This window comes from Haloarcula marina (assembly GCF_024218775.1).
Classification (GTDB): domain Archaea; phylum Halobacteriota; class Halobacteria; order Halobacteriales; family Haloarculaceae; genus Haloarcula; species Haloarcula marina.
In genome coordinates, this window is the sequence record NZ_CP100404.1 from 3,189,288 (window position 1) to 3,200,721 (window position 11,434).

The window sequence follows — 11,434 nt, forward strand, 5'->3', positions numbered from 1 at the left end:
CGATTCGTCGTGGATTTCGGGCACCGTCTCGTGCCGACTGAACTGGTCTCACGAGACAGCGCCGGTTCTCGGTGTGCGACGTGTTGCATACGCGGCTCGTCTGCAGCAGTTCCGTTAGGAGCTACTCAGTGGTTGTCAGTAACGACGTGCCCGATACAGCGGATGTAGCCAGCACACTGTCGTCTGTGGTTCCAACTGAGAACCGTTACATGGACGGCCGGAAATCGATGTAGCGTCAGGTCACTCTACATCGAGCGTGTCCAGGGCCTCGCCGAAGGTCGTCACCGGGACCACGTCGGCCTCGTGATCTTGTAGGAGCGGCGGCCCGAGCAGCGACGTCAGGCTCTCAAACGTGTCCGCTTCGACCATCAAGTAGAACGTGTGTTCATTCGGCGCAACGAACGAACTCTGGACGGTGACGCCTTGAGATCCATCGGCGTCCTCCATCCGGGCGACCAGTTCGCTCGCCTTCCCTTCGTGTTCATCCCGGGCCCAGCAGTTCTCGGGGCTGTGGGTCAGACTGACATGGAATAACATCGGCACTACATACAGGGAATTAACGTCATTTTGTAATAGACCCACTTCACCTCAGTAAGATGAACGTACGAAATATGCGAGCAGTATCTTCAAACTGAACCGCTCTCTCCTCATGGTTTCAAGCAGCATCAAGAAGGAAAATCGACGATTTTCGTCAGTTCGATCCCTGCTCCCGTGGTTCAGTCATCGCCGACCGCGAGCGATCACGGCTCAGGACGTACCCGAAGACGGCACCCAGGAGGATACCGTAGACGAGGTGGGTCACGAAGCCGATTGGCACGATGAACGGAACCGGGAGCGGTCCCAAGCCGACGGCGTTCGCCCAGATTGGCAGGACGACGCCAGCGGCGACCAACTCCAGGACGATACCGTAGGCGGCGCCCAGCCCGATCATCCCCAGAAGCCCGTACTCACGGAGTGAGGTCCTGGTGACGATCGCGGCGAAGACCAGGGCGAAGACGACACTGTGGACGAGGTGGGCGATCCACCCCATCGCTACCGTCGGCTGGCCGTAGAGCCCGCCAACCAGGGGCATCGCGTTCATAACGAAGTGCATTATCAGGCCCATGCCGATACCGGCGACGAGCCCGCCAGCGACCGCGCTGCTCCACGTCCGCGTGGACGACATGGTGGGGCTGGCGGTTTCGACGGTTGTAGAACTCATTGGTCATACACCGATTGTATATACGTCATACGAGGTGAAAAACTCATATTGCCGCATACGTCCGGGGCCTGAGAATGAGACGTGGCTCAACAGATGATGGGAGCCTAACTGAACTCGGCCAGATATGTTGGCACCGCAAGAGATACGCGTGCTGTATACAGCACCGCCTCATCAACCTACTCGATTCCTATCAGTGACGGTGTGCCCGATACAGAGGCTGAATGCAGCACCGGTTGCATGTTGATTTCACGTTGATTCGACTGAATCAGCCGGTGTTGTGTGTGGCGTCGTCACCGTGGTGAATTCTTCAAGATGCATCTGGTATTGATTCTTGGGTCGAGAGTGTATCATCCGGGTACTGTGGCGTCGTGAGCACGATGCAATCCGCAGCAGACCTTTACAAGCTGGACGCAAACGGTACAGACAATGGCTACTGAGGCGACGTTCACGGTTCCGTCAGACCAGTTTCCCTTGGGGACAGTGTTCGACCAACTGCCGAACGTGAGGGTCGAACTGGAGCGAATCGTCCCCGCACAGAACGTGGTGATTCCCTACTTCTGGGTGCGGGGAACCGAAGTCACCGACATCGAGGGCGAGTTCACCGAGCACCCGGGCGTGAAGAGCATTCGGCTAGTCGACTCTGTCGATGACGAGTACTTGTTACGCGTCGAGTGGGCGATAGACTACGACGACGTGCTAACTGTACTGGCGGAGACAGGGGTTCCACTGATCGAGGCCATCGGGACAAACCACCAGTGGACATTCGAGGTTCGCGGTGATGACCGAAGTGACATCGTTGACTTTCAACGACGCTGTCGAGAGCTGGACATCCCGATCACGATGACGGCACTGCACGCACTCACGCCGGTTGAGACGACAACCGAAGCCGGCCTCACTGACACCCAGCTAGAGGCGCTGGTACTTGCCTACCAGCGAGGGTACTATGAGTCCCCCCGCCAGGTCACGTTGGAAGCCCTCGGCGAGGAACTCGGCATCTCACAGCAGGCCGTCGGCTCCCGCCTCCGTGGGGGAATCAAACACGTCCTCGGGAGCACACTCTCAGCCCTTACAGTCCAATCCTGAGTGGGTACGTAAGCCAGGGTTGTGTATGAAAAGGGTTGTGTATGAAAAGGGTTGTGTATGAAAAGGGTTGTGTATGAAACGGGTTGTGTATGAAACGGGAGGTAAGAACGGGTTGTGTATGAAAAAGGTAAGATGATTGTCGTCGTTCGTCTGTATGTGGATATGGCGAGTAAGGGGCCTCTCACCTTCGACTCGGTACTCGACCTGTGTCGGCATCGGTATCGGCGGATCGTCCTCGGGACGCTCGTTGAAGACCGGCGGTCTGTAACGATCGACGACCTTACCGAAGTCGTCCTCAAGTACAATCACGATACGACAATTGCAGCGGCGTCTGAGAACGTACGAACCGATATTCGCCTCTCACTCCATCACGTTCACCTCCCGAAGTTGGCCTCGGGAGGACTCATAACGTATGATCCAGAGCGACAGTTCGTGGAACCAACCGCGCAACTCGATCAAGTACAGTCGACCCTGTCTACGGTTCTCGGTGCCGAGCCCACACTCGAACCAGTACTCGAACGTTAGCGTCGACAACCGCTCCCCATTCTCGCTCAGTACAAAATCGCTGCATCGAGAAGACGAAGACAACGAACAAGACACATTCGTACACGCGGCTGAGGCAGCGTAGATTGAGTAAAACAGACGAGCGCGGATTGCAGAATGTATCCTCTGTATCGAACGATTCAGTCGGCTCGTTTTCGGCTACCCGCTGGTGACCGATACGCGCCCGCTATTCAGCACTGACGCTGGGACCTATCCCCGCTCGAAGGTTTCGGCGAGGCCGCCCTACGCCAGGAAGACGTGTCGCGGCCGGTCGGCCAGCACGTCCCGGCCCCAACTCACCGTGTCCGAGAAGGCGTCGGAGCGGAAGAACGCCATCGCGTCCTCCTTGCTGTCCCACTGACTGGCGATGAACATGTCGTTCGCGTCGTCGACGTTCGCCAGCAGTGCCGTCTCCCGGTGGCCGTCCATGTCGGCCAACAGGCCGCCGACGGTGTCGAACTTCTCGACGAACTCCTCGCGGTACTCCGGTTTGACGGTGTAGAACATCCCCATCGTCCCGAAGCCGTCGCCCTCGCCCTGCCGGTGCACCACCTCGGGCAGGTCCGTGAGGTACTCGCTGGCCGTTTCAGCGGCGTCCTCGGTGTCCCACAGCGAAGCGACGGCGGTGGTGTCCGAGTCGGCGTCGCGGTACACCGTCGTCCGGACGTGCGTATCGTAGCGGTCGAACGCGCTCCGGAGGTCGGCCACCTCCTCGGCGAGTGCGTCGGCGTCGGCCCGCGAGTAGACGACCAGCGCGTACACGTCCTCGCCGTGCGGTTGTCCGGCGTAGACGCCCTCGGATTCGAGTTGCTCGCGGATGGACTGCGAGGAGGCGGCCGCCTCGCCGCCGTTTCCTCCCGACTCGTCAGCGCCGTCGTCGGCCGCGCCCAACTGCCCGCCCAGTTGCTCCTCGACCCCGTCAACGTCGCTGAGGAACCCGGCCGCCGTCTCGGCGGCCTCCTTGGCCGTCCAGATGCTGACGAGGTAGGTCTGCCCGCTCTGTGCGCGGACGGTGGTCGTGACGTGGCGGTCGTAGTGGTCGAAACTGTTCCCGAGTTCCTCCACATCGTCGACGATGTCCTCGGCGTCGGCCGACGAGTGGAAAATCAGCGCGTAGTCGCCCGCGTCGTAGGCGTTCCCCTCGTGGAGGCCGAGGCGACCGACTCGCTGGACGGCGTCGTCTACCTCCTCGAAGTCACCGGACACGTCCGGGCGGCCGCCGCCCGAACTCGATTCAGTGCCCCCGGGAGACGGATGGTCGTCGGCGGAGGGGTGGTCGCCGCTGGCGCTGTCGCCGCCGTGTGGGTGGTCACCTTCGCCCGCGTTGCCGGGGTGCGGGCCGCCGCGTTCGTCGGCGTCGCCACCGTGGGCGTGTCCCGCACCGGCCTCGCCGTGCGCGTGGGCGGCGGCCGTCTCAGCGTGGTCCGGTACCTCGGCGTGCCCGCCCGCCTGCGCGGCCGTCTCGACGGCCCGGTCGTCGGTGGGGACCCGCTGGCCCGCCAGCACCGCGGGGAGGTCCGTCGGGTCGAACCGCCGTCCGACGTAGAACGGCCCGAACTCGGCGAACTGCGACGTGGAGGGGTCGAACCGCATCTCCGTCAGCAGTTCCTTGATGTTCGTCATGTCCTCACTCCAGAGCGTGATGCCCCACTCCCAGTCGTCGAAGCCGATAGACCCGCAAATCATCTGGTTCACGTCGCCGCCGTAGCCCCGGCCGATGTCGCCGTGGCGCTTGATGTGGGCCGCTCGCTCCTCGAAGGACGTGTCGTACCAGTTCTGGTCCGGGTCGCGACGCTTGCTCATCGGGTAGAAACAGACGAACTCCTCGTCGGGAACGTCGGGGTGGAGACGCGCCTGAATGTACTGCGCGAGACCCGAATCGTCGTCCACCTCGCCGTCGAAGTACTCGCGGGATTTCTCGGTGTAGCCCGACGCCTCCGTGACCGAGACGTACGAGAACGCGCGCTCGGTGAACGCCGCGAGTTCCGTCTGCTCGAAGTGTCGCTCGGCCGCATCGAGGTCGCCCATCGTCGGCCGGAGGTGGAGAATCATGAGGTCCGCCTTGTGGCCGAGGACGGTGTAGACAGCGGTCTGTCCCTCCTCGGCGTCTTCGAGGGCCTCGTAGGCCGAGAAGAAGTCGATGCCCTCGGAGAGCGCCCGGTCGCGGACGCGCGAGGGGGCCTCGCGCCACGCGTCCCAGTCGATGCGCCGACAGTCGTGCAGCACGTACCAGCCCTCCTCCGTCTGCGGGGGCTTGCGTTGGTCCATGTCGGCGGTTACGGTTCGACGGTAAGGAAACTTCCCATCTCCCCGGCGGCTACTCGTCGACGCCGAAGATGCGGTGCAGTTGGGACTCGATTTCGGCAACGAACTCCGACAGGACGGTCTCGAACTTCTCGTCGTCGACGATGACCGCGGTGAGTCGGTCCCGCGGGTTCTCGGGCAGTTCGACGCGGAAGCCCTCGCCCTCGTCGTAGAACGGTTCGGACTCGTTGAGCACCTGCTGGTCGATGGCGTGTACCAACTCCGAGTCGTACTCGTCGTTCAGCACCTCGAAGGCCTGTTTGTACGCCTTCTGGAGTTCCGGGAAGTAGTTCGCGTACTTGTCCTCGAACTGCTCGGGGTCGAAGTCGGTCATTGGCGAGGGCTAGACGGCGGGGGATAAAGATTGACCGGACTCGCGTCGCTCAGGGCCGCGTCGTCCGGGCGTCTCGCTTCGGGAGATAGACGACGAGGTAGGTCACGAACGCGATGCCGAAGATACCGGCCAAGACGACGTAGACGCGAACGTCGAGTCCCGCGAGGATAGCGAGAATCTCTTCGATAGTCGCTCTGGGGTCCGCGAACCCGAACGTCTCGGTGTACGCCAGTAGCCCGGCGAGACAGACGAGGACGATGTCGAACAGCAACCGCCGGTCCATCGTATCGTCTGCTCATGGGTGAGGCCGCCGTATAGCTCTTTTTGCCAGTCCGCTGAAGCCTCCTCACGTCAGTTGCTCGGCCACCACGTCGTCGGCGGCCTCGATGAACGCCGCCTCCTCGCCAGCGGGGATGGTCGCACCCGCGGCGATGTCGTGGCCGCCGCCGTCGCCGCCCACCGACTGCGACGCCTCGCGCATCACCACCGAGAGGTCGACGCCGCGGCCCACCAGCGGGCCGGTCGCCCGCGAGGACACCTTCGTCTCGCCGTCGGCGTCGGCGAAGGCGATGATAGGTTTGTCGGCGTCGACGCCGTCCGTGCCGAGAGCCATCCCCGCGACGATGCCGACGATGGTCTCTCTGATGGCGCTCCCGGCCTCGAAGTACTGGACGTGCTCGGACTGGGTGACGCCCCGGTCTCTGACGAGGTCCAGCCCTTCCGAGAGGTTCCGGCGGTGGTTCGCCAGCAGTTTCCGGGCCTGTTCCAGCGGGGCGTCTCGCTCGCCGAGGCACACCGCCAGTCCCACGTCGGCCCGTTCGTAGCGGGCGGTGGCGTTGAGCAGCGTCGAGAACTCGCTGGCGTCCCGCAGTTCCGTCCCGGTCGGTTCGGCGGTGAGCGTGTACGTCGTCCCGACGAGCGACTGTATCTTGTCGGCGGGGACGCCACGCGTGACCGCCCGCTGGACCAGCGCGCTCGCCACCGTCTGTCGCTCGTCGTCGGTCAGGTCGGCCCACGTGCGCCACTCGCCCTGTCGTTTCAGGTCCAACCCGAGTTCCTCGAGGAAGCGCGTCGCGCCCGCTTGGTCGTTAGAGATGCCCGGAATCGGGACCTCCGTCGCGTATTCGAGCAGTTTCGGGAGCGGGCGGGTCTGCTTGCCGTACAGCGAGAGGTCCGTCCCCTCCTCGAGTACGTCGGCCTCGATGCCCTCCGCGACGAGGTTCGCGTTCGCGCCGACGAGTTCGCCGCCGACGGCCTGCATGTCGCCCACGGCCCCGACGACGGCCAGCGCCGCCAAGTCGCGGTTGTCGACGCCCTCCGATTCGAGCGCGCGGGCGAGGACGTAGGCCGCGCCCGCGCCCGACAGTTCCGACGCCCCGTTGACGCCGACGAGCAGGGGGTTACAGTGGTACGCGAAGTCCGCGTAGCCATCCGTGTCCTCGATTGCGTCGGGGTGGCAGTCCTCGGGGGCCGAGGGTTGGTGGTGGTCGGCGATGACCGCCTCGAAGTCGCCCGCCGCGACGTGTTCGGAGATAGCGTCCAACTGGCCGGACCCGAAGTCGGTGAACAGCACCGTCTCGAAGTCGCGGGCGGCGATGCTGGCGATTTCGTCGGCGTCCAGTTGCTTTTTGAACACCGTCTCGACGGCGATACCGGCCCGCGTGAGCATCGTCGTCGCGATGGCGGCGCTGGTCAGGCCGTCGGCGTCGATGTGGGAGGCCAGGAGGACGCGGTCGGCGGCCCGCAATCGGTCGGCACACGCCGTCGCGCGGTCGGCCAACTCGGGAACGGGGCCGGGTGTACTCATCGTGGCGGGGTAGGTGCGCCCCGGCATAAAAACCTTCAGTCGCGGTCACGCGACCTGCCGCTGTCGATAGACCGTCAGGGTCTTGCCGTCGTACTCGACGGTCGTCTCGATGGTTATCCAGCCGTCGGCCCGCTCGACGGCCAGCGTCTGGCCGAGCGAGAGGGCGACGCGCTGGGTCGCGGTGTGGGCCTCGCCCGCGCCGAGGGACCCGACCCACTCGTAGCCCGACCACACCTCGCTGCCGTCGGTTCCCCGCCCCGCGTAGATGGTCGCAGTGACCCCCACTTCCGTCGCCGGGACCGCCTGTTCGTTCCGGAGCGTCGAGGTCACGTCGCGGCAGGTCCGGCCGCACTGCGTTATCCGGTCAATCCGGAGCGTAAACGGCGGCGGCCCCGGTGTCGGCGTCTCGACCCGGGGTGATTCAGCACCGTCGCTGGTCGGCGGGGCCGTTTCCCCACCGCTTGCGAACGGACCGACGCCGACGATGAACGCCGTGCCCGCGCCGACTGCGGCGAGAACGACCACGAGGACGGCGGCGTCTCGACGGCTCACTGCCACGACCGGACGACTCCCGAGAGCGACGTGCGCATACCCTCCGTAGGGCGACCCCAGAAATAAACCCCGGTAGCACCCCCGACCGGTCGGCGGCCCGCCGAACCGCCGATGGTGTTATCTGATTGTCACTCGTAGCCTGTGGCATGTTCTCCGCGAGACGTTGCAGTGCGGCCCAGGCGTTCGAGTGTCCCAGCGAGGAATCCCGATGAGTCTGTTCGGCCGCCTCGGATTCGCCATCCGAGCGAGACTGAACGCGCTGTTGAACCGCGCGGCAGACCCTTCGGCGGAGTTGGACTACTCCTACGAGGAGTTGCGCGACGAACTCCAGCGGGTGACCCGCGGCATCGCCGACGTGACGACCCAGAAGAAGCGACTGGAGATTCACCGGCGGCGGTTGCGCGAGAACGTCGAGAAGTACGACGGGCAGGCCCGGGAAGCCATGCAAGAGGACCGCGAGGACCTCGCGCGACGGGCGTTGGCGAAGAAACAGACCCACGTGAGTCAGATAACCGAACTGACCGAACAAATCGACGCCCTACAGGGGACACAGGACCGCCTCGTCGGGAAGCGGGCCGAACTCAGTAGTCAGATAGAGCAGTTCCGGACGAAGAAAGAGACGATGAAGGCCCGCTACGAGGCCGCCGAGGCCTCGGCCCGCGTCTCCGAGGCCTTCACCGGCGTCGGCGACACGATGGCCGACGTACACCGCTCTATCGAGCGTGCGACCGAGCGGACCGAGCGCATGGAGGCCCGTGCCGCCGCCCTCGAAGAACTCGAAGCCAGCGGCGAACTGGAGTCCGTCTTGGACGAGGGCGACGACGTGGAACGGGAACTCGACCGCCTCTCGAACGAACGGGCCGTCGAGTACGAACTGGAGACGCTCCGGGCAGAGGTCGAGGAAGACGAGAAGACTGCGGAAGCGGCCGACTGACCCGTTCAGTCGTGGTACGTCGGGGCCGCTCCCTCGACGACTTCGCAGGCCAGCGTCTCGAAGTCCGCGCGCTCCGGGACGACATCGACCGAGATGCCCGCGTTCTCAGCTGTTTCCTTCGTGGGTTCTCCGATAGCGCCGACGGTCGCCGCTTGCAGGCCTTCGATCGCTTCCGTCCGAATACCCTGGTCGGCCGCCGCCGCGAGGAAATGTCGCACCGTCAACGACGAAGTGAACAGCGCCGCGTCCAGTTCCCCGTTGGCCGCGAGTGCCGCCGACTCGCCGGACCCTTCGGGCCGAACGAGACGGTAGAGGATGGTCTCGTGGACGTACGCGCCCGCCGCTTCGAGGCCGTCGGTCAGGACCGCCGACCCGTGGTCGGAGCGGGCGACTTCGACACGAGCGCCCGCGACCTCGTCTTCGAGTCGTTCGACCAACCCCGTGGAGGAGAACTCCTCGGGCACCACGTCGACAGTGTAGCCCGCTTCCCGGAGCGAGGCGGCCGTGGCATCGCCGATAGCGCAGACGGTCGCGCCGTTCGGCGACCATCCCGCCTCGGCGGCGAGTTCCACGCCCGTCTTGCTCGTCAGGACGACGTAGTCGGCGTCCGTTCGAGGCGTCGCGTCGGCCGGTTCGACGGCGAGCATCGGGTCTGGAACCGGGTCGGCCCCGAGCGATTCGAGCAGTTCGACGGCCGCCGCCAGTCGCTCGTCGTCGGGCCGGAACGCCGCCACGCGGAGTCGCGGTTCTTCGCGCATCACGACCCCTCTAAGAACTCCACGACCTTTGCGCGCTCGCCCGCTACCGCACCGATGACGGTGATTGCGGGCGGTTCGATGCCTTCCTCGTCCCGAACGTCGACGATAGTCTCAAGCGTCCCCGTGGCGACTCGCTGGTCGGGCCACGTCGCCCGTTCGACGAGGGCGACGGGCGTCTCGGGGTCCATCCCCGCCTCCCGGAGTGCGGCGGTGTAGTCCGGCAGTTTGCCGACGCCCATCAGGACGACGATGGTCCCGCCGGTGTCGGCGAGCGCCTGCCAGTCGACGGCCGACTCCGCTTTCGTGGGGTCCTCGTGACCGGTGACGAACGACACCGACGAGACGTGGTCGCGGTGGGTGACGGGGATGCCCGCCACCTCCGGCCCCGCGATGGCGCTCGTGATTCCCGGGACGACTTCGAACGGAATCTCGTTCTCGGCGAGGTGGACCATCTCCTCGCCCCCGCGGCCGAACACCGTCGGGTCGCCGCCCTTGAGTCGAACGACCGTCTTGCCTTCGTGGGCGAGTTCGACGAGGCGGGCATTCGTGTACTCCTGCGGCGTCCACTCGCCACCGGCGCGCTTGCCCACGTCCTCGCGCTTCGCCTCGGGGATGAGCCCGAGAATCTCCGGCCCCGGGAGTTTGTCGTGGAGGACCACGTCGGCCGACTCCAGCAGGCGCTTGGCCTTCACCGTCAGCAGGTCCGGGTCGCCGGGGCCGGACCCGACGAGGTACACCTTGCCGACCGTCTCGTCGCTCATGGCTCGTCCTCCTCGCCTTCCTCGCGAGCGGTCGCGGCGTCGTCGTCGGCCGCCCCGGCGTCGCGTTTGGCTTCGGCGACGAGGTCGGCCGCGCCCTCGTCGGCCAGTTCCGCCGCGAGGTCGACCGCCGCGTCGACGTGCCGTTCGACCGGGAGGTCCCGAGTCGCGGTCACTTCCTCGTCGCCGTCGCGCGAGAGGACGCGAACGGTCGTGTGGACGACGCCGCCCTCCACCGTCGCGTACGCGCCGATAGGCGCGACACAGCCACCGCCAAGTTCGGCGAGAATCGTCCGTTCGACGGTCGTCTCGACGCGCGTTCGCGGGTGGTCGATGCGGTCGTTGATGTCGTCGGCGACCTCGCCGTCGAGCGCCGTGACCGCCAGCGCGCCCTGTCCCGGCGCGGGGACGAACGTCTCGGGGTCCAACTCTGTGGCGGCGACGTGGTGGCTCAGCCCCGACCGGTCGAGGCCCGCCTTCGCGAGGACGATGGCGTCGTACTCCGTCTCGTCGTCTCGGCCGAGCGCGCGGCGCTCCAGTTCCGAGAGGCCGTTGAACCATGCTTCCACGTCCTCGTCGTAGGGGAACTCGTAGTCGCTGTCCGCCTCGCCAGCGTGTTCCTTCCGTTCCTGTTCGGCCTCGTGGCGCTCCTGATGTTCGCGCTGGAGCGACGGCGCGAGCAGTTTCTCGACGCGCGTGTCGACGTTCCCGCGGAGCGGTTCGACGACGAGGTCCGGCCGTTCGGCGAGTAACTGAGCGCGCCGTCGGAGACTGGACGTGCCGACGACTGCGCCCTCCGGGAGGTCCGCCAGCGCCGTCCCGTCCGGCGTCACGAGAGCGTCACCCGGCGCGGCCCGTTCGGGGACGCCAGCGACCACGAGGTTGTCGGGTCGCTCGGTCGGCATGTCCTTCATCGAGTGGACCGCGGCGTCGAGTTCGCCGTCCATGACCTTCTCGTCGAGGCTCCGGACGAACGCGCCGGTCTTGCCTAACCGGTGGATGAGTTCGTCTCGAATCTGGTCGCCCGTCGTCTCGACTTCCGTGAGTTCGACCGTCCGCCGACGGCTGGCGAGGCTGTCCCGCACCGTCGCCGCCTGTCGCAGGGCGAGGTCGGACCCCCGTGTCGCAAGCCGGAGCGTGTCCGCGCGCGTAGTCATACG

At 65.5% G+C, this 11,434-nt stretch carries 13 protein-coding genes; 3 read left to right on the top strand and 10 right to left on the bottom strand.

The window, feature by feature from the left end; translation table 11 throughout:
- Nucleotides 1-240: 240 nt before the first annotated feature.
- Together NJQ44_RS16825 and NJQ44_RS16830 are read right to left on the bottom strand one after the other, a co-directional pair.
- A complete protein-coding gene (locus tag NJQ44_RS16825; RefSeq protein WP_254272489.1) occupies nucleotides 241-537 on the bottom strand; it encodes a DUF3303 domain-containing protein in 297 nt (98 codons plus the stop codon).
- Nucleotides 538-691: 154 nt separating this feature from the next.
- Nucleotides 692-1,201 carry a hypothetical protein gene (locus tag NJQ44_RS16830; RefSeq protein WP_254272490.1) on the bottom strand — a complete coding sequence of 170 codons (510 nt, stop codon included), beginning with the start codon at nucleotides 1,199-1,201 and terminating at the stop codon, nucleotides 692-694.
- Nucleotides 1,202-1,627: 426 nt separating this feature from the next.
- On the opposite strand from NJQ44_RS16830, the gene NJQ44_RS16835 reads away from it, so the two are divergent.
- On the top strand, nucleotides 1,628-2,284 hold the full coding sequence (locus NJQ44_RS16835) for a helix-turn-helix domain-containing protein (RefSeq protein WP_254272491.1): 657 nt from the start codon (nucleotides 1,628-1,630) through the stop codon (nucleotides 2,282-2,284).
- A gap of 162 nt (nucleotides 2,285-2,446) precedes the next feature.
- Entirely contained in the window at nucleotides 2,447-2,809 is a 363-nt protein-coding gene (locus tag NJQ44_RS16840) for a DUF7344 domain-containing protein (RefSeq protein ID WP_254272492.1), read from the top strand.
- Between the two features lie 261 nt (nucleotides 2,810-3,070).
- On the opposite strand, the gene NJQ44_RS16845 is transcribed toward NJQ44_RS16840, so the two are convergent.
- The 5 genes from NJQ44_RS16845 to NJQ44_RS16865 all read right to left on the bottom strand — a co-directional run bounded on the left by NJQ44_RS16845 (nucleotide 3,071) and on the right by NJQ44_RS16865 (nucleotide 7,824).
- Complete coding sequence (locus NJQ44_RS16845) at nucleotides 3,071-5,095, bottom strand: heme-binding protein (RefSeq protein WP_254272493.1); 2,025 nt, start codon at nucleotides 5,093-5,095, stop codon at nucleotides 3,071-3,073.
- Between the two features lie 49 nt (nucleotides 5,096-5,144).
- Entirely contained in the window at nucleotides 5,145-5,465 is a 321-nt protein-coding gene (locus NJQ44_RS16850; protein WP_254272494.1) for a DUF5783 family protein, read from the bottom strand.
- 49 nt (nucleotides 5,466-5,514) lie between these two features.
- A complete protein-coding gene (locus NJQ44_RS16855) occupies nucleotides 5,515-5,748 on the bottom strand; it encodes a hypothetical protein (RefSeq protein ID WP_254272495.1) in 234 nt (77 codons plus the stop codon).
- A gap of 63 nt (nucleotides 5,749-5,811) precedes the next feature.
- Complete coding sequence (gene recJ / locus NJQ44_RS16860; protein WP_254272496.1) at nucleotides 5,812-7,272, bottom strand: RecJ family nuclease; 1,461 nt, start codon at nucleotides 7,270-7,272, stop codon at nucleotides 5,812-5,814.
- 45 nt (nucleotides 7,273-7,317) lie between these two features.
- Complete coding sequence (locus tag NJQ44_RS16865; protein ID WP_254272497.1) at nucleotides 7,318-7,824, bottom strand: hypothetical protein; 507 nt, start codon at nucleotides 7,822-7,824, stop codon at nucleotides 7,318-7,320.
- 208 nt (nucleotides 7,825-8,032) lie between these two features.
- Between NJQ44_RS16865 and NJQ44_RS16870 the strand changes: the two genes are divergently transcribed.
- The gene (locus NJQ44_RS16870) at nucleotides 8,033-8,758 is read left to right on the top strand and encodes a PspA/IM30 family protein (protein WP_254272498.1); all 726 of its coding nucleotides are present in this window, start codon (nucleotides 8,033-8,035) and stop codon (nucleotides 8,756-8,758) included.
- Between the two features lie 5 nt (nucleotides 8,759-8,763).
- Here NJQ44_RS16870 and NJQ44_RS16875 read toward each other — a convergent pair whose 3' ends face one another.
- From NJQ44_RS16875 to hemC, 3 genes are read right to left on the bottom strand one after another with little or no spacing between them, the layout of a single operon-like run.
- Nucleotides 8,764-9,516, bottom strand: a complete 753-nt coding sequence (locus NJQ44_RS16875; RefSeq protein ID WP_254272499.1) for a uroporphyrinogen-III synthase — start codon at nucleotides 9,514-9,516, stop codon at nucleotides 8,764-8,766.
- Nucleotides 9,516-10,277 (bottom strand): uroporphyrinogen-III C-methyltransferase, encoded by a 762-nt coding sequence (gene cobA, locus NJQ44_RS16880; RefSeq protein ID WP_254272500.1) that lies wholly within the window; start codon nucleotides 10,275-10,277, stop codon nucleotides 9,516-9,518. Before cobA ends, NJQ44_RS16875 begins: the two co-directional genes overlap by 1 nt.
- Nucleotides 10,274-11,431: a hydroxymethylbilane synthase gene (gene hemC, locus NJQ44_RS16885; RefSeq protein ID WP_254272501.1), complete on the bottom strand. Its 1,158-nt coding sequence runs from the start codon at nucleotides 11,429-11,431 to the stop codon at nucleotides 10,274-10,276. The genes cobA and hemC overlap by 4 nt, the downstream gene beginning before the upstream one ends.
- Nucleotides 11,432-11,434: the final 3 nt, after the last annotated feature.

Bases quoted from the DNA above. Each gene is read 5' to 3' on its own strand.
- NJQ44_RS16825 (WP_254272489.1), bottom strand. From the start codon at position 537: ATGTTATTCCATGTCAGTCTGACCCACAGCCCCGAGAACTGCTGGGCC.
- NJQ44_RS16830 (WP_254272490.1), bottom strand. From the start codon at position 1,201: ATGAGTTCTACAACCGTCGAAACCGCCAGCCCCACCATGTCGTCCACG.
- NJQ44_RS16835 (WP_254272491.1), top strand. From the start codon at position 1,628: ATGGCTACTGAGGCGACGTTCACGGTTCCGTCAGACCAGTTTCCCTTG.
- NJQ44_RS16840 (WP_254272492.1), top strand. From the start codon at position 2,447: ATGGCGAGTAAGGGGCCTCTCACCTTCGACTCGGTACTCGACCTGTGT.
- NJQ44_RS16845 (WP_254272493.1), bottom strand. From the start codon at position 5,095: ATGGACCAACGCAAGCCCCCGCAGACGGAGGAGGGCTGGTACGTGCTG.
- NJQ44_RS16850 (WP_254272494.1), bottom strand. From the start codon at position 5,465: ATGACCGACTTCGACCCCGAGCAGTTCGAGGACAAGTACGCGAACTAC.
- NJQ44_RS16855 (WP_254272495.1), bottom strand. From the start codon at position 5,748: ATGGACCGGCGGTTGCTGTTCGACATCGTCCTCGTCTGTCTCGCCGGG.
- recJ (WP_254272496.1), bottom strand. From the start codon at position 7,272: ATGAGTACACCCGGCCCCGTTCCCGAGTTGGCCGACCGCGCGACGGCG.
- NJQ44_RS16870 (WP_254272498.1), top strand. From the start codon at position 8,033: ATGAGTCTGTTCGGCCGCCTCGGATTCGCCATCCGAGCGAGACTGAAC.
- NJQ44_RS16875 (WP_254272499.1), bottom strand. From the start codon at position 9,516: ATGCGCGAAGAACCGCGACTCCGCGTGGCGGCGTTCCGGCCCGACGAC.
- cobA (WP_254272500.1), bottom strand. From the start codon at position 10,277: ATGAGCGACGAGACGGTCGGCAAGGTGTACCTCGTCGGGTCCGGCCCC.
- hemC (WP_254272501.1), bottom strand. From the start codon at position 11,431: ATGACTACGCGCGCGGACACGCTCCGGCTTGCGACACGGGGGTCCGAC.